Here is a 19,543-nt window from a genome sequence, read left to right on the forward strand (position 1 = left end):
TTCCTGTGGTATCCATATTGAACTTATAGTGCCGATTCTGTCTTTTACCTGCTAACTGAATAAGGCATAAAAAGAGCGTGAATCGACGTTTATGATTGTTATTTTAAACAAGCTTGAATAGATCGGGTCGTCTATTTTTGAACTTAATTAAAATTAAGTATTTAATTTTGTTGGTTTTTATTTTTTTTCTGGTTTTGTTTTAGATGAGTTTCAAACAAATAACTGTCAAAGTGATAGCTGGTGGTGTTGGGCCAGAAATAGAGGATCGCGGTATGGCTCATGACGCTTTTTGGACCATCTTTTTGGGCGTGAGAGCACCCTGTTATGCTAGGTATTTGGATGGCGTGCAACCGAATTCTTTTTTAAAAGCGGCGGAAAAATGTCCATGATTGGAGTAACCCACCTCATGAGCAATATGCGAAATAGTGTAGATTTCTGCGCTGAGTAGTTCAGCCGCTTTTGTCATTCTTTGCTGAGTGATGTACTGATGAATGGTGGTATTTAGTTCTTTTCGAAACCCCTGTTTGAGAGAGGTCTCATTGGTTCCAATTCGTCGAGCCAGTTCGGTAATGGTGGGTGGCAAAGTGTACTCACTATCAAGAATCCCCATCGCTTTTTCTAGGAGATTGTGATTATCGCCTTGTTGTTGAGTGCTGTCATCGCAGACTAGATATCGGGCTGCATCACTGATGAATGAGTAGCAAAGCTGGCGTTGAATCGCGCTGTTTTGATTATGGGTCTCTGAAAGTTTCACGGCCATAAATTGCAACGCAGCAGAAGCTGTTCTGATTAGGAAAAACGGCTCTCGACGTCCTAACTTATCTGCTAGTGGCTCACTTATTTGCATGACGTTGATGTACTCAAGCAATAGAAGTCTTGGGACTTGCAGTGCAAATAACTGAGTGATTTGCGGCTGATAGCGACAGAAGCCATGACGTGTATCGGAATAACAAAGAGCAATAGTGTTGGCCGGAAAAATCTTTGCCGTATTTAAGCCATTAATTTGATAGTAAACCGCATTCCCTAAATTCAGCATGATCGTCACACTGTCGTATTCGGTTTTATCGGCTGTATCGAGTTGGGTAGGTGTTTCAAACCTTCCCTTAAATTGGCTCATCACCATGTCATCATTGATCACACAGCAACGTAACGAAAATTCGCAATGTTCATGCTTAAAAACGATATTGCCATTGGTTTGCATGGACTCTTCCAGTAAATCCAAATTAAATGGAACTCGATAGTAAGGCATAGTGAAATCACGTCCGATTGGTTTATGAGAAAAGTTATCATTATCATGATTATCTGTCTAGGGAGTGATTGATGATGGCTATTCAACTGTTCAACAAAAAAGCGTATTCAACAAAATGCGCATAAAAAAGGCACAAGATGACTTCACCAGCACGACTGCTGTTCTGTTAGGAAAGAGAAACCTTGACTGGTTTAAGCTTTATTTATCGATATTTTAGGGACGTTGACGATGTTTCCGATATTGTAGAGGGTTCTGCCCAAAGTGTTGTTTGAATAGTTTGCTAAAGTGAGAAGGGCTGGCATATCCCACTTGATAAGCGATGTCGATAATCGGACGATCGGTCTGCTCTAATGATTCAGCTGCTATTTTCATTCGTGTGTGTTGAAGAAGTTTGGAAAATGTCGTATTAAAAAGCACTTTAAAACCGCGTTTAAAGCTGGTTTCATTCGTGCCTACTTGTCGACAAAGCTCGTTTAAGCTCCAATTTTTTTCTGGTTCTGAAGCAATCATCGAGTGTGCTTTGCGTATCCGATTTAAGGTTCGACTGGAAAGGGAGGAGCACTCACTGTCTTTTTTGTTGCTTTTGATCATCTCAAGTTGGCTGAGTAGTTTGGCCAAACATTGATAAGCCTGTGAGACGGCATACAAGCTACCGGCACCCGTTTGGTTGGTTAAGCCAGTTTGCAACTGGTTAATAAATTGCTGAATTTCAACACTGGTATCAAAGACAAAACGGCGTTTTTCCGTTAAAGGATTAATACCATTGTCACGCAAACTCTCACTCATTTGCTGGTAAATAGTCGCGAGAAGTTGGCAGTCAAAGCGCATATCGGCAATCTCGACGTAACTCTCTGTTTCACTAATGAATACGTCGTTAAAGGTATTAACTGAGAAAATCAGTACACTTTTTCCGTTGTGTAAACTGATGGGCTCATTATCATGACTGTACCAAATGAGCTGCTCGCCTTTAATTACGGTCAGTAAACGTAGGCAGTATCGTTCAGAGTGAGTGGTCGGTTCATACGACGTACAGCCACCATATCCCGATAGCGTATGTATATTGCAGCCAAGGCATCCCCCAAAAGATTGACAGGCAAGCGGTTGTCGCGGAGTCGGCACGCTTGACTGATGGCTTAAGCAACGTTTCGGTAAGCGTATGGATGTGGAGTTTGGTTTTAAATCAACACGATTCATTTTAGATACCATTCAAAAATGCTTGGGTCGGATTTGCCCCTAGTGTTTCGTTTGTGTAATGAAAAGCGTGCCACGCAAAGAAGTCATGAGTTCTATCGAGATCTCTCATCGTTATTATTATTCGTTTTATAAAACTGAAAGTTATTTTGTGGCGTTTTATGATTACCGTCTGCTCAATTTGGAAGTGATTTTTCATGATTAGGAGTCTGAATTGAGTAGTGGACTGACGTGACTATGCTGCAAGAGCGAACAAATTAAGGAACCATGCTCGTCCTCAATCTCTGCCGTCTTCTATACTATGGATAGAAGTGTCATTTTTTAGGGGAAGAAATGCCAAGTAAATTCAATACTCTGATAGGAGTTGTATTGCTTTCTCCTACCTTGACTTTCGCCAAGATCAATATGGCTGAAGTGAATGCCTATGCTTACGAAGGATTGGCGGATATGTGTGCCAATTCGCGCTCTATCTCCAGAGATCAGCAGAAAGAGATGCAGGCTATCTACCTCAAGATCAAAAATCAGCGTAAAAAAAGCTTACCCGCCGATGATGATTTTGCCCATTATGCTGCGAAACAGTTGTGGGACATCCATAGTACCCCCCACTACGAAGAGTGTATTGCGCTGTTAAAAAGAAAATAATTGCCTAGCAAGAAAAAAGCCGCCAAAAAATAGGCGGCTAAAAGTGTGCAAGCAAAGGTGTTGTTCAAGTCGAACCTGTCTTTCGCTACAAACAATAGACTGAAAAGGTGCGGTGCTCAACCCTGTCGTTCATGAAATGAGATTTGCAACAAGGTGCATATGTAATTGTTGCATGTATAACTTGCATGGGTTCATTAGATATTCAGCTAGAACCACTTGGGATAGCTCAGGTCAAGGCTTGGCGAGTGTAGGTAGTAGACGGTTTATAATAGATTATGCGGTTTTAAAATGTCAGCCAGCACTGAAATGGTTTGGGTGCTGGCTGAGTTTTTATCCCAATGCTGATGTCTTCAACCGCGTCAAGTAACCGTTCCACTCTTTGCTGTATGAGCATTGAGTACCACGTCTTTATTTAACCAATGGCTGATTACTTGCTGTAACGCATTTAATGACGTTGGTTTCTCTAAGCGGCCGTCCATCAGCTTGCTAATCATTTCTAGCTCACGTTCGCCAGATTCACCTGACAGCGCAATGATCGGAATCTGCGGAGAATGTGCCTTAATGATTTGGCTGGCTTCAAAACCATTCATAACTGGCATTTGAATATCCATCAAGATCAAATCGATGGAATTCGCTTTAAAGATTTCTACTGCATTTTCACCGTTGTTTGCCTGCAAGTTGTTAACACCAAGTTGGTTCAGATACATTTGAACTAGTGAGCGTTGTACTTCTTTATCGTCAACGATGAGCACCGTGGGTGCTTTGTTATTGATTAGAAATGGCTTATCGATTGGTTGTATATCGTCAACGGTTCTTTGCTCTGTATTCGGTTTAGGTTGTTGCCAACTTTTGAAATCAGGAGTACGAAGCGAGTCGGCTTGGGGGGCATTGGGTACCATAGGAAAGTATAAGTGGAATTCCGTAAACTCCCCCAGTTTCGATTTGCATTCAACTCGGCCGCCAAAAGAGCGCATGACACGCTGGCAATAGCCGAGCCCCAGACCGCTGCCTCCGCTTTTTTGATAAGAGAAAAAGTCATCGAAAATTTTATAAGAAATGGCGTCGTCAATCCCCGGGCCTGTATCTCTGAAGATTAAAATATTTTCATAAGTACCGATTTGAGTTGTGATCTCAATTTGGCTATTTGGGTAGGAATCAAAATAATAAATTGCGTTACGAATCAAGTTGAAAATAACAAAGTTGAATAAGGTTTCATTAAGTTTTGCTACGAAGTCATCTTGTTGTGGTAAGTGAATTCGCTCAATTACTTTCTCGTTCTCAAAGCCATATTGACTGACCGCCTGATCAACGGCTTTGTGGATCGACGTCATCGTAATCGGTTCGTGTTCAGGTGAACTATCGCTGACCTCGCGCAAGATAATATCAATCAACTGCCGCCCACGTTGAATAGCCGCTTGGCCGTTCTCAATATCCTGTTTAATTTGTTGTGCGGGCGCTTGACTATCAATATGTTGCTTTAAAATTTCAAAATGTAATTGTACTTGAGCGAGCGGGTTACGCATTTCATGCGCAATTGAATTCGCTAATGCGCGACTTTGGCAGACACGTCTATCCGCTTCAATAATACTTTGTATTCGGGTTAGCAAGGTTTGAAGTGCAGCGATTTCTTCATTAGAAAACATCTGATTATTGATTTTGTGTGGTGAGATTAATAAATGTGTGACCAATTTGCTGTGGCCAAACAGTGGCATAACCAACGCAGTATTGTTTGAGCTCATTTTGTCATAAAGGGCTTTGATCGAGTTTTTTGCCGCGGTTTTGTTGTCTAATTTTTCAAACAATTCATCAAACACTAGTGCGGTTTGTTTGGATGAAAGGTAACGTTCGTAGACGGTTTCGTTATAGTTACTATTAACGAACTGCAGCTTATCATCGGCGATGTATAATAACTGGCCTAAACGGCGCATCGCATCATCAATTGACCGCTTGAAATCGTCTTCCAAAGCGAGAATTTGCTCTACAGGAGTCTGCTGATTGCCGTAAATGAGTAAAGAGGCGTAACGGCTCAAGCGTTTGTAGAGTGGATTCCAAGCAATACCAATAAGCGCACAGAGTGGTATTGCAATCAGCCATTGGTTGCTGTCGGTGAGAGGGATGAAGATTGCGCCGAGCGGTATGAATAAAACCCCACATACTAACGCAGTATTGAGACACAGGTAAGCAAGGTATTTCACACTGTAGAAGCGTGAAGTGATAAGAGCATAGCCAACAAACATCATTTCGCTGATGGAGAGTGCCGGAGGTAGCCAAGTGAGTGAAAAATCTTGAAAGAAAAAGGTAATTCCGACTTGGAGTATGAGCGTTGAAAGCATGTATACCAGGATACCTGCAATCATATAGTTGGTTTTGGCCAGTGTTAACTTACTGCTATTGGCTCGCATTGAGATCAAGTTGAACAGTGTCATTATCATGGCGCAAAGTAGAGCACTAAAAAAGTATGGGGTGTGTGGCCCAAACTCAATGACAAATTTGCTCGGCCCAGCGATATCAACATGTCGGACCGTAAGGTTAGGCTGTAAATTAATGACCAAGAAATACATAACTATGGCAATGAAAAACAGTTGTTGCCAAAGGTATATTCTGCCTCCTCTTTGCTCGGCAGATAGCTGACATGAAAAATAGTAAGCAAAAGCAAACGCAAAGGATGATACGACGTTGGCAAATTTGGCCATAAATATAGCTCTATCTGCGCCAAACTCGGCTAGCCAATCAGTATGGAAATACGCATTACTCCCTATCCATGCAATGATAAAAAGAGAATAAGCAATATAGGCGACATGGCGTGTACCCCAGATCATTTCATTTTTTTGCTTAAGACGATAGCAATAGTAAGTTAACCAAACGAGCACCATGGCTACTGCTGCGATAAGCGTTATCGCTTTAGGATAGAGAATTGGCTCTAAGCTGAAATCAAGCATACTCTTCCCTTTTGATTAAATCGTATTTTCTGCTTTGAGAAACCGCATGTTTATAGTCACGAAAATCGGCATCACTGAAGACGCGGTCCATTGATTCGAAATTCCAGAAACCACGATAAGTTTTTACTCCGTCGTTATTCAGATCGCAATTTCCACAATGGAAATACGCTTTCGGGTCAACCGCTTGATAAAAATTGAGCATGAAAGATTGAGCAGTAGCGAATAAACCAAGTTTGTATCCTAGCTGATGCATTACTTGCATGAATTTTTTTTGAGCAAGGTAGAGGAAGTAGAGCTTTTGCTGAGCGTTGCCACTGACGGTGAAACGCAGCACTTCACAGACTGCTCGCGTATCAACCAATTGTCGCCGAAATTGATGATCGAATTCTGGGAGAGAGTCGCACTTTAGCAGTGCTGGTTTGAAAAGCTGTAATTCCATCAAGGCATCGTGGCCATGATCGGGTAAGCAGAACTGCCACTGCTTATTACTGAACTGCGGCACATAGCTGAGCCAAGTCTGATTTACTGACCAATCTTGTACCAACATTGAAGCGACCAGTGTGGGAGATGCTTCGTTATCAGGATGCTTGAGTAAAACAAAGTGCTTCCCTTTTTGTGATAAGGACAATAAAGGCAGCATCTCGTACCACTTTTCGCCTTTAATAAATAGCTCAAGATTGCTCAAGGTGATCGCATCTTTGATAGGCATTTTTTGCGGGTGACTGGGCATTGTGACCCAAAGTTCAGAATCCTCTATCTGGTCGATCAAAAAACCACGGTAGGCACAGTCTTTAAGTGGCAGTTCGATACGAGGAGGAGTATCCGCTTCGATAGGGAATAGTGTTTTCATAGCCGCAATTTCGCATTCACACCAGAAATCTAGCCAATGCGAATAACACTCGCTGACGGCTTGCTCAAGATGTGCTATCTCTTCACCTAATGTATTCGGATAGCGCCGGATGAGTTCTCGGTAGTCCATCAATTCAAACAGTACTGAGAAGCTTTTATTGTGATGTTCAGGAAATAGGTTGAGTAATTGGTTTTTGCGGTGATCTGTAACGGCGCGAAAAAGATCAGCCCGTTGCTGTGGTTGATAAGTATTGATGACGAACTCTACCAGAGCCCGCTGTTTTTTTTCAATAGGCAGACTGCTTGTCAGCCGTGAGCCTAAAGATGATATTATTTTCATAGAGTTAACCTAGCCTAGGTTTATTTAATTATTTTTTATTAGTTTTATTAGATAGGCTCCAGTAAATGAGACTTTGATTTAGGAGGGTATTTGGCGTCACGTCAGTTAGTAGCAGTAACCGCGATTTTATTTGTACCTAACATCCTAAGTACCAGTTGCATATCCGCAGCAAGTTTACTACTTGCACTTACCCTCCACAACAGAGTTTTATAATAAAAGCCTTCCGAAGAAGGCTTTATCTATATGGTTAATTTATCAATTATTATCGTATCAATAGCATCGGTACGCTTGATTCGGCTAAGAGCCGAGTGGTGTTACTGCCAACAAAAAACTGACGAAGTTTAGAGTGTCCAAACGCGCCCATGACGATCATGCCAAGTTGGTTTTGTTGTTGGTACTGAAGAATCGCCTTATGAACTTCGCCAGATAAGCACGCTTCCACAACGTGAATACCGTTCGCACATAATTTCTCGGCGGCAGCTTTAAACGCGCTCGCTTTATCGTGGTTATCTTCCACCATCACCAAATGGCACTCCAGCCCTTTTAGCAGCGGTGTTTTAATCGCTTTATCCACTAATTTATGGCTAATTTCACTGCCATCAAAGGCTAATAGATAGCTTTGTGGTGGCGTAAAATCACCCGTTGCCACTAAGGTGTGCGACTTCATTGTACGCACGATACTCTCTAATTGAGATCCAACAGCCATGGCGTCGTTTTGATGCACTTCACCTGATTTACCGACCACCAATACACGAATTTCGTTTTCAAGATCAAGCAAAGTTTCCAGCAGGTTGCCGTGCTTTTGCAGCTTATGCACATCTTGCAAACCTTGTTCATGGGCTTTGGCTTCTAGCTCATTGAGTAACGCTTTACCGTGCCTTAAGGCCAGCTTAGAACGCTTTTCGTCTAGTTCAACCAGCTCTTTCAATAGTTGCTCTCGGCTGCCTAAACCGATGTTACCAGACAGTTCACTTTCGGTTTGATTGGCCGCTTTATCAAGTACGTGCAGTAAGGTTAACGGTGCGTGTAAGCTTTTGGCGGCCCACACGCTTAAATTGGCGACCGACTGTGAATAAATCGATCCATCGATGCAAGCAATAATATTGGTCATAATCTGTTCCTTAATGTCCGCCCATCAGCTTTTCAACTTCTTCTGGCTTACCATGCACGCCGAATTTATCGACAATCGTTGCTGTTGCTTCATTCATACCGATGATGTTTACATCGGTCCCTTCGCGTCGGAATTTGATAACAGCACGATCTAGCGAAGAAACCGAAGTAATATCCCAAAAGTGCGCTGCAGAGAGGTCGATAGTGACACGCTCTAAGACCTCTTTGAAGTCAAACGCGTTCATAAATTGATCTGACGAAGCAAAGAAGACTTGTCCAACAACACGATAGGTACGCTCTTCTCCATTTTCAGAGAGTTCACTTTTAACCACCATGAAGCGGCCAATTTTGTTAGCAAAAAAGAGAGAAGCAAGCAGCACGCCGACACCGACACCGATCGCTAAGTTATGGGTTGCAACCACAACAACGACGGTCGCGATCATCACGATGCTGGTAGAAAGTGGGTGAGTTTTGAGATCCTTTACCGAACTCCAAGAGAAGGTCCCAATGGAAACCATGATCATTACCGCGACTAAAGCCGCCATCGGGATGAGCTTGAGCCAATCACTTAAAAACACCACCATGATGATCAGTAGAATACCGGCGCAAAAAGTAGAGAGTCTGCCGCGTCCGCCGGATTTAATGTTGATGATCGATTGACCAATCATCGCACAACCAGCCATGCCGCCAAGAAAGCCGGTGGCAATATTGGCAATACCTTGGCCTTTACATTCGCGATTTTTATCACTGCTGGTATCGGTTAAATCGTCAACAATGGTTGCTGTCATCATTGATTCTAATAAACCGACAACGGCCAATCCGGCTGAATAAGGAAATATTATCCATAAGGTTTCAAGGTTGAGCGGAACATCTGGCCATAAAAATATCGGCAAAGTATCTGGTAATTCACCCATATCGCCCACAGTGCGAATATCAATGCCAAAGCTGATAGCAATCAGAGTTAAGGCGATAATGCACACTAATGGCGAAGGTAGCAATTTGCCAACCACAGGAACGTAGGGGAATAGGTAGATAATCGCCAGCCCACCGAGCGTCATGGCATAAACGTGCCATGTTACATTGGTCAGCTCTGGTAATTGCGCCATAAAAATCAGAATCGCCAGCGCGTTAACAAACCCCGTCACGACCGAACGTGATACAAAACGCATCAAATCGCCCAGTTTGAGGTAACCGGCCAGTATTTGTAGAACCCCGGTCAAAACAGTGGCTGCCAGTAGATATTGCAAGCCATGCTCTTTGACTAAAGTGACCATCAACAGCGCCATTGCACCAGTGGCTGCTGAGATCATGCCGGGACGTCCACCGACAATTGAAATGATCACGGCAATACTGAATGAAGCGTAAAGGCCGATTTTAGGGTCTACACCCGCGATGATAGAAAAGGCTATTGCCTCAGGAACTAATGCTAACGCAACGACAGTGCCAGCTAGAACATCCCCTCGCACATTGGAAAACCAATCGCGCTTAATATTTTGTAGCATACTTAATCTCTAAAAAATGAAATAAAAAGGTGAGTTGTGAGAGGTAAAGATCAATCTAGGGCGGCGTAAGCAGCATTCGCAACGTCTCTTAGTTGATTTTAAAAATGTGATCCTAATCATTGATGTGGTGTAGGTCAACCAAACGATCACTATTTGTATTGCAGTCGTCGATTCCTCCCGTTATCACGCTGTTTTTCAAGCGCTGCCGGTCGTGCGCGAGGCGAGGATAGTTCTGGTGTTTGACTTCTACTCTTTTGCTCCTTACACTAAAACACATTCGATATTCCATATGTATTGTTTATGTGCCGCAGTTTATCTTTTTATAAATCCTTGTCTGAAGAAACGAGGCTTAAATCCTTGCTGTTGATGAAGCACAAAGGGCAGTTGTGTGTGTGTGATTTAATGAATGCGTTGCAATTAAGTCAGCCTAAGGTGTCACGCCATTTAGCAGAACTGAGAAAAAATGAATTAGTGATTGATGAGCGGCGCGGCAAGTGGGTGTACTACCAAATTAATCCTGAGCTGGAAAGTTGGATGGTGCAGATATTGGACATCACGCTGAGCCACAATGCTGCATTGATTGCGCAAGAGCTAACGCGTATTGCTCACCCATCTTGTCAAAATGAATGAAATTTTAGCGTTGCTATTTCGCCATGGCTGTAAGTAGAAAGTTGTGCGCGGCTCCCTTTTAGACTTACCGAGAGATGTGATGTATGAGTGAATTACCTGTCTGCGCAGAAGCCTCTGCAGCCGAAAAAATGAGTTTTCTCGATCGTTATTTAACCTTGTGGATTTTCCTTGCGATGGGGTTAGGGGTAGCGATCGGTGTCTTCTTTCCGCAAGTAGCGCAATTGAATGAAAATATGTCGGTCGGTTCGACCAATATTCCGCTGGCGATCGGTTTGATTTTGATGATGTATCCACCGCTGGCAAAAGTGAATTACAGCCTGCTAGGTGAAGTGACTCGTGATAAACGCGCCATCACACTCTCTTTAGTGATGAACTGGATTGTCGGGCCTATTTTAATGTTTGCGCTGGCGATCATTTTCTTACGCGATTATCCCGGTTATATGGTCGGACTGATCTTAATTGGTCTGGCGCGTTGCATCGCGATGGTATTGGTGTGGAATGATATCAGCGGTGGGAACAAAGAGTACGGCGCAGCGTTGGTGGCGCTCAACAGTGCATTTCAAATTGTCACTTACAGTTTTATGGCGTGGCTATTTATTACTGTTTTGCCGCCGTATTTTGGGCTCGAGAGCTTTGTGGTTGATATTACCATTCTCGATATCGCAGAAAGTGTGCTGATTTATCTCGGTATCCCATTTTTAGCTGGCTTTTTGAGCCGCAAATGGTTGGTGGCCGCGAAAGGTGAGCAATGGTACAACGAGGAGTTTATTCCGCGTATTTCACCGATTACGCTGGTGGCACTACTAGCGACGATAGTTTTGATGTTCAGCCTGAAAGGCGAGATGATCATTGAACTGCCGATGGACGTGATACGCGTTGCCATCCCTTTAGTGATTTACTTCTTAGTGATGTTTTTTGTCAGCTTTTTCATTGGTAAAAAACTGGGCATTCCTTACGATCAAAATGCCTCAATTGCTTTTACCTCATCAGGCAACAACTTTGAACTGGCGATTGCGGTCTCCATTGCCGTGTTCGGTTTAAATTCCGATCAAGCATTTGCGGGTGTGATTGGGCCCTTGGTTGAAGTGCCGGTGTTGATTGCCTTGGTCAACGTTGCGCTGCGTATGAAAAAGAAATACTAGCGCTCTCTGAGTCCGAACTTCAGGATATTTTTCTCATTAAATTTCATAACCGTAGACTGTTTTGAAAATGTGAAATGTTTGTGAATGAGTTAGAAACGTCATCTATGTTCTGCTACGCACGAACTCTTGATCCCAATGTTGCGATGCATCGGGGTATGATAGGCGTATCAAAAATAGATCTATTGGGAAATCGATTGTAATCAAAATGCCACAAAAGCCCTGCAACATACCATCAGCTATTTTACTGCTCGCTTTAGCATTGTTCTCTGAAGTCAGCGGTAACTTTTATTTAGCGGTAACTTTTCTATTGACAGCGATTTCTTTTTATATGATACATATGCATATCCGTATATGCAGAGATAAGTAAAATGCTACCTCATCAGTTTTTTAAATTGCTGTCCGATGAAACACGGGTGCGCTGTTTACTCATGATTGCACGCGAGCAACGAGTGTGTGTCGGCGAGTTGACACAAGCGTTAAATGAGAGCCAACCGAAAATTTCTCGCCATCTGGCTCTACTTCGTTCCAGTGGCGTGGTGGTTGATACAAGGCAAGGCCAATGGGTGTTTTATCGGTTATCGGACCAACTACCCGGATGGATGAAAAAACAAATTCAAGGGCTGGTGGAATCCAACTGCCTGAAAAAAGAATACCAACAAGATATGCAAAGGCTGGCAGAGATGGAATCTCGCCCAGAATGCTGTGTTTAGAAGGGATAAAAGGAAATAAAGATGTCGATTAAAGTCGGAATTAACGGATTTGGCCGCATTGGTCGTTTAGCATTAAGGGCGTCATTTGATTGGCCAGAGATCGAATTTGTGCAAATTAACGACGTTGCGGGTGACGCGGCGACCTTGGCTCATTTGCTCGAATTTGATTCAATACAAGGCCGTTGGCATCACCAAGTGACAAGCGACGGTAATGCGATCATTGCCAACGGTAAGGTTATTCGTACCTCACAACAAAAAGCGATCAATGATGTGGATTGGTCTGGTTGTGATGTGGTCATCGAAGCCACGGGAAAACACCGCAAATCTGAGTTTTTGAATCAGTATCTCGCGCAAGGTGTCAAACGCGTGGTGGTATCGGCTCCGGTAAAAGAAGCGGGGATTGTCAATATCGTGGTTGGGGTCAATGACCACATCTTTGATCCACAAATACATCAGATTGTTACAGCCGCTTCTTGCACCACCAACTGCATTGCGCCTATCGTCAAAGTGATTCATGAGCAACTGGGTATTGAACATTCCTCGTTTACGACCATTCATGATTTAACCAACACGCAAACCATTTTGGATGCACCGCATAAAGATCTACGCCGCGCTCGTGCGTGTGGTATGAGCCTTATCCCGACCACAACCGGTTCTGCGACAGCGATTGTGGAAATCTTCCCCGATCTGAAAGACAAAATTAACGGTCACGCGGTGCGTGTGCCGCTAGCCAATGCCTCGTTAACCGACATTATTTTTGATGTGAAACGCGATACCAGCGCGGAAGAAGTCAACGCGCTACTGAAAGCGGCTTCAGAAAATGAGCTCAAAGGCATTCTCGGTTTTGAAGCGCGCCCACTGGTGTCGATTGATTACAAAGGCGATCAACGCTCAACGATTGTCGACGCACTCTCGACCATGGTGGTGGGCAAGCGCATGGTGAAAATTTACGCTTGGTATGATAACGAAATGGGTTACGCAACGCGTACCGCAGAATTAGTACGCAAAGTCGGTTTGGCATAAAGGAGCAAAGAAATGACACATCCTACATGGGAACTGCCTGTTGCAGAAAACAGCGCTGGTTTGGTATTGACGCCTTGCCCGGGGACAAAAGATCTTCCTCTGGTTGAGAGTATTGAACAACTGAGATCTCAAGGTGTTACCGTTGTGGTGACGGCTCTAAGTCACGAAGAGATGCAAGAGAAAGGTGTTGGTGACTTGCCTAAAGTGGTTGAGCACGCGGGGCTGCAATGGTTTCACGCCCCAATTGAAGATGATTGCGCGCCCGACCATCAGTTTCAAACGCATTGGCAAAGTATCTCCCCGTCACTTCATCAGGCGCTTGCCAAGGGAGATAAGATTGCCATGCATTGCATGGGTGGATCGGGTCGTACTGGTTTACTTGCTGCTCATTTATTGCTGGAGAAAGGTTGGGAACTGCAAAACATTATTACTCACGTTCAATCATTAAGACCGGGTGCGTTTACCAAAGATGTACAAGTTGAGTACATCAAACAATTTGTTAATCAATAACAGTCCCAAAGAGCTGCCTTAGGCGGCTCTTTTGCAAAGAGAGTGATTATGCTGTCTCAACTCAACCAAAACGTTCGCCAGTACATGCTAGTGACTTTTAATTATTGGAATTTTACCGTCACTGACGGCGCGCTGCGCATGTTAGTGGTGTTGTATTTTTATGATTTGGGTTATTCGACCTTAGCGATTGCGTCTTTGTTTCTCTTTTATGAATTTTTTGGCGTGGTGACGAACCTGATTGGCGGTTGGCTTGGTGCGCGTTTAGGGCTGAATCGCACCATGAATATTGGCCTTGGCATGCAAATATTCGCGCTCTTGATGCTTGCTGTACCTGCTGCATGGTTAACCATTCCTTGGGTGATGGCGGCGCAGGCGTTATCGGGCATCGCAAAAGATCTCAATAAAATGAGTGCAAAAAGTGCGATCAAAACGTTAGTCCCTGAAAATGCACAAGGCGCACTCTATAAGTGGATAGCCATTCTTACGGGTTCAAAAAACGCTCTAAAAGGGGCCGGCTTTTTTCTCGGTGGCGTCTTGCTCTCTTGGATCGGCTTTCAATATGCGGTAGCGGCTATGGCGGCGGTATTGCTGTTGGTTTTTATCGGCAGTTTGCTTAGCTTGCAAGCCGATATTGGCAAAGCCAAAACCAAACCGAAATTTTCAGAGATTTTCTCCAAATCGCGCAGCGTGAATATTTTATCGGCGGCTCGCCTATTTTTATTTGGCGCGCGAGACGTTTGGTTTGTGATTGCCTTACCCATTTATCTGGGCAGCGTTTTTGGTTGGGATCACAGTGCCGTGGGCGGCTTTTTAGCGTTATGGGTGATTGGCTACGGCGTGATCCAAGGGTTTGCTCCTAAAATAACGGGCAGTGCTTCAGACCAAGTGCCAGATGGGCGATCTGCGCTCGGTTGGGCGGCGTTACTGGCGCTGATTACTGGTTTGATCGCCTACAGCATTCAAGCGCAGTGGCATCCGGAAGTCGTGATCATCGCGGGGTTACTGCTTTTCGGCGCGGTCTTTGCGATTAACTCATCGCTGCATTCCTATTTGATCGTGAGCTATGCCAAGGGGGATGGTGTATCGCTTGATGTTGGTTTTTACTACATGGCAAACGCGATGGGGCGTTTAATCGGTACCGTGCTTTCCGGGTGGGTTTTCCAACTTTGGGGATTAGCGGCGTGTTTGTGGGTTTCGTTTGGTTTTCTGCTGCTGACCACTCTCATTTCATTGGGGCTCCCGAAAAGCAAAGCTGTGTTGACGAGCGAACCGTAGCTTCACCAGCAGATCACTATTCCAGTAGATGGAGATTGTGATAGAGTCCGTGCTTTATTGAATGAATTGAGTCAGTCACATGAGAGCTTTTGTTGTAAGGGCCCGCGCCGCTTCCACGGATAAACAGACTTTTTTAGCCTCTGTTGGGCAAGAAGCCCACACCGAAATTTTGGCCCACGTACTCATGAACGCTATTTTTACTGCGCAGTCGCATCGTGATGACGTGGTGGTCTACTTAGTGCTGGAAAGTACGCAAGATTTCTCGCGGACTTTATGCTTTGAGTCGAGCCAGTTGCACAATATCGGTGGCTTTCACGAGCAAGCCTTGCTGACCAAAATAGGCCACGCCTTAGACGTTTCTATGGGCATGGGCAAAGAGCAAACCCGAGAGGTCGAGCAAGGACTCACGGTTGAAACGATCAGTTTTGAAAAGTTGGTGCAGCGCCTTTCGGATAGTTACCATTTGTATTTACTGGATAAAAAAGGCGAAAGTGTCCGTGAGCATCAATTTTCTGACGACAGCTGCTTTTTGCTTACTGACCACATCCCGATGCCGAAAAAAAGTTGGAACAGTTTAAAGCGCCTTAATACACAGAAAATCAGCCTTGGGCCTCGAATGCTGTTTGCCTCGCAGTGCATTGTGCTGATCCAGAATGAGTTAGATATTCGCGGTCTTTAAAAAGTCTTTTTCAAACTCATTTTTACTTTTTTTATCTGTGCTTCTTTATCAATTGGGCTGTGCTGATCGGAGTGTAAAAATCGATCCGCATAGTCTTGATAAATCTCTTTTTCTAAAAAGAGTAAGTAAAGCTTCGGATCTATATGGCCTGTGGTGGCCATGGTGGTCATGATCGCGATCGATTCACTGAGCGTTTTGGCCTTTTTATAGGGGCGATCGCTGGAGGTCAGTGCTTCAAACACATCGGCTATCGCCATCACTCGAGCGGGGATCGAAAGCTGCTCTTCACTTAAACCTCTTGGATAACCCGCGCCATCCATTCGTTCATGGTGGCTTCCCGCAATATCAGGAACGTTTTTCATATGTTCAGGATAAGGTAGCCGCTTGAGCATCATGATGGTTTGCACAATGTGATCATTAATCATAAAGCGTTCTTCGTTGGTGAGCGTGCCACGGCGAATGGACAAATTATAGAGCTCACCTCGGTTATAACGCAGTTCTCCCGGTTGTAAAATAAAGTTTTCTTGCCACAGATCTTGTGGACGGCAACCGTTCACCCAGTGCAACTGGTGTACGGGTTTATCATCAAGCAGGCGCTCCATAGTGGGCAATGGTTTTGACTCTCCTGCACGTTGGTTCTCTATCCAAGAAGTACCGAGTTGATCATCTAAGGTGCGTTTCCACTCTCTTTGCGCAATTCGCTCTAAGCGGGAAAGGTCATCATCGCTCATAAACTCACTGCCAATATTACATTGCGCGACGAAAGCAAATTCCTCATCGAGGATTTGTTGGTTCGTCAGCAACTGCTGTTTGAGATCTGGCTCGTTCTTGCCCTGCGCAACACCTTGCCAGTAGTCCGTTTCAGCTTGACATTTGAGCAGCTCAAAACGCATTCTAATTTCGTGAATTCTGTCGTAGATCGTTTCTAATTTGGTTGCTTTATCAATCACATATTCAGGCGTGGTCACTTTTCCACAATCATGCAACCAAGCGGCGAGAGTGAGCTCTTCCCACTCTTCATTGGTCATGGAAAATTGTGGGAAATAGGTGCGATCGTTTTCCGCCGCTTTAGTGATCATTTTTGTTAACTCAGGAACTCGCTGACAATGGCCGCCCGTGTAAGGGGATTTGGTATCAATGGCTGAGGCAATCAATTCAATAAACGAGTTGAGCATCTCCTTTTGCCGTTGCATTTTGTCGATATTGTCTTTAGCGATTTCGGCAAAACTGAGTAGCTCTCGTAAAAATGCATGTTTGTCTTGCTGATCGGGAGTGATGGCCCGTTCGTAGCCTAGGTTTAATACGCCAACCAACTGCTTGTCTCGGTTGAGCAGTGGGAAAAGATAAAGATCAGAATTATACAGCTCATCTTTATGCTTACGCATCGAATTATCGGTTTTAGATAAGTGAACCGTTTGGCCTTTACGCAGTTCAGAAAGTAGCCACGGCATCTCTTGAGACAACTGATTGATATCAAGCTTAAAGGGAATGATGGCGTGGTTTGCTGCGGTGATAAATTGGTTATTTTCGTTGGCATAAGTGTAGAGCAAAATAGTTTCAGCTCGAGTGATCAAATAGCTTTGATGGGTAATCGTTTTGGCTAACACACCGAATTCTTGGTTGCTGGCGGTTTCGCGTAATAGTCGCAGCAAGTCGTGCAGTGTATGTTCCATGAGCTCTATCGATTGGGTTAAATTGGCAACTTCGCGGATCCGGCTTTTTGGGTAGCGTGTCTTTTTAAATTCAAAGCGCGTGATGTTGTCGGTCAATTGCACTAGGTTACCTAAAGGGCTGGCTAGCCTTTGCGCCACAAAACCAACCATTGCAAAAGCGATAGCGAGCATGATTAACGCGACAAAAATCTGCTGATCTCGCATCGAGAGCAAATCTGCGATCAAATCGTCTTGCGGTACCGCTTCTGCCAGCAACAAGCGTACATTGTCGTTTAAAAGTACCGGCGTTAACGTCACTGACCACGTTGTGCCATTCATATTGACCGTTTCATACAAAGTTTGGCTGCTGACCCGATTCAATATTGGTGCAAAAGTACTTTGCTGCAGCTGCTGTGCAATCTGTGAGGGGTCTTGTTGTAGCTCGAACTTAGTATTGTGTTGGGCGAGTGGTCTAAATTGATTATCGAACAAAATGAGCTGAGCACTGTCAGAAAAACCCATCGTACTCATCTGTTTTGACAGTGAGTCAAGCGTGAAATCAGCGCCAAGAACACTCTTTCCATCGGCCGATCTACGTGACAGTGTGACGCCGCTCGTTTGTAGGAAGAAAAAGAAATAAGGTTCCGTTAAGCGTATCGCGCCATCTTGACTTGCCGAGGTAAACCAAGGACGCACGCGAGGATCAAATTTATTATTGTTATCTTGTTTGTCGAGCAGGCTTTCAAGGTTCTGGTCTAAATAGATAAAGCGGTTAGTGCCATCAACTTGAGTGTAATGGGCCAATAGCTGAGCTTGCGCGGGGGCATCAAAACGCTGTTTGGCTTTATCAAAGCTCAGCGAGCGAAATGTAGTACAAGCTCCGGCTTCGTCACAATAATAGAGCGCGACCAACTGTGGATTACGTTGGAAGGTCAGCCAAACGGTGGCGAGTTGGCGTGGGTCCGAGATGACTTTATCCGGTTGATCAATTACGTTACTAAAAGCTAAAAAATCGAGCGTAGTCAAGATAGGTGCGGCACTTTGTTTAAATGCTGATTCCAGTTTTTTGCTGTTTTCGCTACTTAATCCTTGTGCACTTACCGTCAGTAGTTGCTGACTATGGTGATAACTTATGCCAATCAATACAATGCCGATCACCATGGCGAGCACTAAAAAGAGACTCGTAATGTGAATGCTCAGTGAGTAACGACGTCGTTTCATAACCAACTCCGAATTGGATGACATTGCTAAGTATTGTTCAATGTGGGTAAGTTGCAAAAAACCATTTCACATCGGTGTGTTTTCATCCGGTCAGAAAGTGTCGATATGGTGAATATATCGCCCTTAGATTGAAGTGCCATCAGCGAGGCTGTTACACTGAAGCATCGCTGTTGGAATGGAATAATTAAAATGAATCTTGTCGTTGATACTCATACTCACACTTATGCAAGTGGTCACGCTTACAGCACGCTTATTGAAAACGCGCGTTCAGCTAAAGAAAATGGATTGGCAATGTTTTGCACAACCGATCATGCGCAGTCGATGCCTGGAGCGCCGCATTATTGGTTCTTCTCCAATCAACGTATTTTGCCGCGCTTTTTAGACGGTGTTGCCATTATCCGAGGCATTGAGTCCAACATCATGAATCGTGCTGGCGAGATTGATGTTCACCCTTCTGTTGACCAAAACTTAGATTGGGTGATCGCCAGTTTTCATGAGCCCGTATTTCAGCCTGCCGATAAAGCAGCGCATACCGAAGCGTTGATCAATGTGATTAAAGGTGGACGAGTGGATGCGCTAGGGCACTTAGGTAACCCTAATTTCGATTTTGATTTTGATGAGGTGATCGCCTGCGCCGCCCAGCATCACGTTGCGATAGAAATTAATAACAGCACCTTAAAAGGACACAGCAGGGTAGGGAGTGTCGATCGCTGTTATGAAATTGCTAAGGTGGCGAAAGCACATGGTGCTTATGTTACCATGACAGGTTAGTGTAGGAAAAGCATCTTACACACATAAATAAATCTGGAAAATATATTATTACTGACTATGCTGTGTGTATAGTCAGTGATTTTCTAGGTGAATTTATGTACCTCATAC

The 19,543-nt window shown here is 44.2% G+C and carries 15 protein-coding genes and 1 pseudogene; 9 read left to right on the forward strand and 7 right to left on the reverse strand.

What is annotated here, in order from left to right:
* Positions 1-322 precede the first annotated feature (322 nt).
* Positions 323-1,201 (reverse strand): helix-turn-helix transcriptional regulator, encoded by an 879-nt coding sequence (locus AACQ79_RS10620; RefSeq protein WP_017044472.1) that lies wholly within the window; start codon positions 1,199-1,201, stop codon positions 323-325.
* Between the two features lie 261 nt (positions 1,202-1,462).
* Positions 1,463-2,443, reverse strand: coding sequence for a helix-turn-helix transcriptional regulator (locus AACQ79_RS10625; RefSeq protein ID WP_017044471.1), 981 nt, complete (start codon positions 2,441-2,443; stop codon positions 1,463-1,465).
* Positions 2,444-2,773: 330 nt separating this feature from the next.
* Here AACQ79_RS10625 and AACQ79_RS10630 point away from each other — a divergent pair, with 330 nt between their 5' ends.
* Positions 2,774-3,082: a hypothetical protein gene (locus AACQ79_RS10630; RefSeq protein WP_017044469.1), complete on the forward strand. Its 309-nt coding sequence runs from the start codon at positions 2,774-2,776 to the stop codon at positions 3,080-3,082.
* Positions 3,083-3,441: 359 nt separating this feature from the next.
* Here AACQ79_RS10630 and luxN read toward each other — a convergent pair whose 3' ends face one another.
* The 4 genes from luxN to AACQ79_RS10650 form a co-directional block, all read right to left on the reverse strand.
* Positions 3,442-6,021 carry a quorum-sensing autoinducer 1 sensor kinase/phosphatase LuxN gene (luxN, locus tag AACQ79_RS10635; protein ID WP_170899073.1) on the reverse strand — a complete coding sequence of 860 codons (2,580 nt, stop codon included), beginning with the start codon at positions 6,019-6,021 and terminating at the stop codon, positions 3,442-3,444.
* Positions 6,014-7,210: an acyl-homoserine-lactone synthase gene (locus AACQ79_RS10640; RefSeq protein WP_170899074.1), complete on the reverse strand. Its 1,197-nt coding sequence runs from the start codon at positions 7,208-7,210 to the stop codon at positions 6,014-6,016. Before AACQ79_RS10640 ends, luxN begins: the two co-directional genes overlap by 8 nt.
* Positions 7,211-7,472: 262 nt before the next feature.
* A complete protein-coding gene (locus tag AACQ79_RS10645) occupies positions 7,473-8,321 on the reverse strand; it encodes a universal stress protein (RefSeq protein WP_170899075.1) in 849 nt (282 codons plus the stop codon).
* A 10-nt stretch (positions 8,322-8,331) separates the two neighbouring features.
* On the reverse strand, positions 8,332-9,822 hold the full coding sequence (locus AACQ79_RS10650) for a SulP family inorganic anion transporter (protein WP_017048956.1): 1,491 nt from the start codon (positions 9,820-9,822) through the stop codon (positions 8,332-8,334).
* Between the two features lie 300 nt (positions 9,823-10,122).
* On the opposite strand from AACQ79_RS10650, the gene AACQ79_RS10655 reads away from it, so the two are divergent.
* The 7 genes from AACQ79_RS10655 (at position 10,123) to trmY (ending at position 15,791) form a co-directional block, all read left to right on the forward strand.
* Positions 10,123-10,452 (forward strand): metalloregulator ArsR/SmtB family transcription factor, encoded by a 330-nt coding sequence (locus AACQ79_RS10655; RefSeq protein ID WP_094149731.1) that lies wholly within the window; start codon positions 10,123-10,125, stop codon positions 10,450-10,452.
* Between the two features lie 83 nt (positions 10,453-10,535).
* Complete coding sequence (gene arsB, locus AACQ79_RS10660; RefSeq protein ID WP_170899076.1) at positions 10,536-11,594, forward strand: ACR3 family arsenite efflux transporter; 1,059 nt, start codon at positions 10,536-10,538, stop codon at positions 11,592-11,594.
* Positions 11,595-11,962: 368 nt separating this feature from the next.
* Positions 11,963-12,304, forward strand: coding sequence for a metalloregulator ArsR/SmtB family transcription factor (locus tag AACQ79_RS10665; protein ID WP_013868027.1), 342 nt, complete (start codon positions 11,963-11,965; stop codon positions 12,302-12,304).
* A 21-nt stretch (positions 12,305-12,325) separates the two neighbouring features.
* Entirely contained in the window at positions 12,326-13,327 is a 1,002-nt protein-coding gene (locus AACQ79_RS10670; protein ID WP_170888552.1) for an ArsJ-associated glyceraldehyde-3-phosphate dehydrogenase, read from the forward strand.
* 12 nt (positions 13,328-13,339) lie between these two features.
* The gene (locus tag AACQ79_RS10675; RefSeq protein ID WP_170888551.1) at positions 13,340-13,837 is read left to right on the forward strand and encodes a cyclin-dependent kinase inhibitor 3 family protein; all 498 of its coding nucleotides are present in this window, start codon (positions 13,340-13,342) and stop codon (positions 13,835-13,837) included.
* 42 nt (positions 13,838-13,879) lie between these two features.
* Positions 13,880-15,112 carry an organoarsenical effux MFS transporter ArsJ gene (gene arsJ / locus AACQ79_RS10680; RefSeq protein WP_094124586.1) on the forward strand — a complete coding sequence of 411 codons (1,233 nt, stop codon included), beginning with the start codon at positions 13,880-13,882 and terminating at the stop codon, positions 15,110-15,112.
* Positions 15,113-15,191: 79 nt separating this feature from the next.
* Positions 15,192-15,791 carry a tRNA (pseudouridine(54)-N(1))-methyltransferase TrmY gene (trmY, locus tag AACQ79_RS10685; protein ID WP_019281867.1) on the forward strand — a complete coding sequence of 200 codons (600 nt, stop codon included), beginning with the start codon at positions 15,192-15,194 and terminating at the stop codon, positions 15,789-15,791.
* On the opposite strand, the gene AACQ79_RS10690 is transcribed toward trmY, so the two are convergent.
* Entirely contained in the window at positions 15,788-18,664 is a 2,877-nt protein-coding gene (locus AACQ79_RS10690; RefSeq protein WP_249339192.1) for an HD domain-containing phosphohydrolase, read from the reverse strand. The two genes, trmY and AACQ79_RS10690, sit on opposite strands and share 4 nt — an antisense overlap.
* Positions 18,665-18,853: 189 nt before the next feature.
* On the opposite strand from AACQ79_RS10690, the pseudogene AACQ79_RS10695 reads away from it, so the two are divergent.
* Positions 18,854-19,423, forward strand: a pseudogene (locus AACQ79_RS10695) (phosphatase); the annotation flags it as partial.
* Positions 19,424-19,543: the final 120 nt, after the last annotated feature.

The sequence above is a fragment of the Vibrio sp. 3-2(1) genome (genome assembly GCF_963887575.1).
In the GTDB taxonomy this organism is placed as follows: Bacteria; Pseudomonadota; Gammaproteobacteria; order Enterobacterales; family Vibrionaceae; genus Vibrio; species Vibrio anguillarum.

Excerpts from the sequence above, each read along its gene's own strand:
- luxN (WP_170899073.1), bottom strand. The coding sequence starts at position 6,021 with ATGCTTGATTTCAGCTTAGAGCCAATTCTCTATCCTAAAGCGATAACG.
- AACQ79_RS10670 (WP_170888552.1), top strand. The coding sequence starts at position 12,326 with ATGTCGATTAAAGTCGGAATTAACGGATTTGGCCGCATTGGTCGTTTA.
- AACQ79_RS10665 (WP_013868027.1), top strand. The coding sequence starts at position 11,963 with ATGCTACCTCATCAGTTTTTTAAATTGCTGTCCGATGAAACACGGGTG.
- AACQ79_RS10655 (WP_094149731.1), top strand. The coding sequence starts at position 10,123 with ATGTGCCGCAGTTTATCTTTTTATAAATCCTTGTCTGAAGAAACGAGG.
- AACQ79_RS10625 (WP_017044471.1), bottom strand. The coding sequence starts at position 2,443 with ATGAATCGTGTTGATTTAAAACCAAACTCCACATCCATACGCTTACCG.
- AACQ79_RS10690 (WP_249339192.1), bottom strand. The coding sequence starts at position 18,664 with ATGAAACGACGTCGTTACTCACTGAGCATTCACATTACGAGTCTCTTT.
- AACQ79_RS10630 (WP_017044469.1), top strand. The coding sequence starts at position 2,774 with ATGCCAAGTAAATTCAATACTCTGATAGGAGTTGTATTGCTTTCTCCT.
- AACQ79_RS10640 (WP_170899074.1), bottom strand. The coding sequence starts at position 7,210 with ATGAAAATAATATCATCTTTAGGCTCACGGCTGACAAGCAGTCTGCCT.
- trmY (WP_019281867.1), top strand. The coding sequence starts at position 15,192 with ATGAGAGCTTTTGTTGTAAGGGCCCGCGCCGCTTCCACGGATAAACAG.
- AACQ79_RS10620 (WP_017044472.1), bottom strand. The coding sequence starts at position 1,201 with ATGCAAACCAATGGCAATATCGTTTTTAAGCATGAACATTGCGAATTT.
- AACQ79_RS10650 (WP_017048956.1), bottom strand. The coding sequence starts at position 9,822 with ATGCTACAAAATATTAAGCGCGATTGGTTTTCCAATGTGCGAGGGGAT.
- arsB (WP_170899076.1), top strand. The coding sequence starts at position 10,536 with ATGAGTGAATTACCTGTCTGCGCAGAAGCCTCTGCAGCCGAAAAAATG.
- AACQ79_RS10645 (WP_170899075.1), bottom strand. The coding sequence starts at position 8,321 with ATGACCAATATTATTGCTTGCATCGATGGATCGATTTATTCACAGTCG.
- AACQ79_RS10675 (WP_170888551.1), top strand. The coding sequence starts at position 13,340 with ATGACACATCCTACATGGGAACTGCCTGTTGCAGAAAACAGCGCTGGT.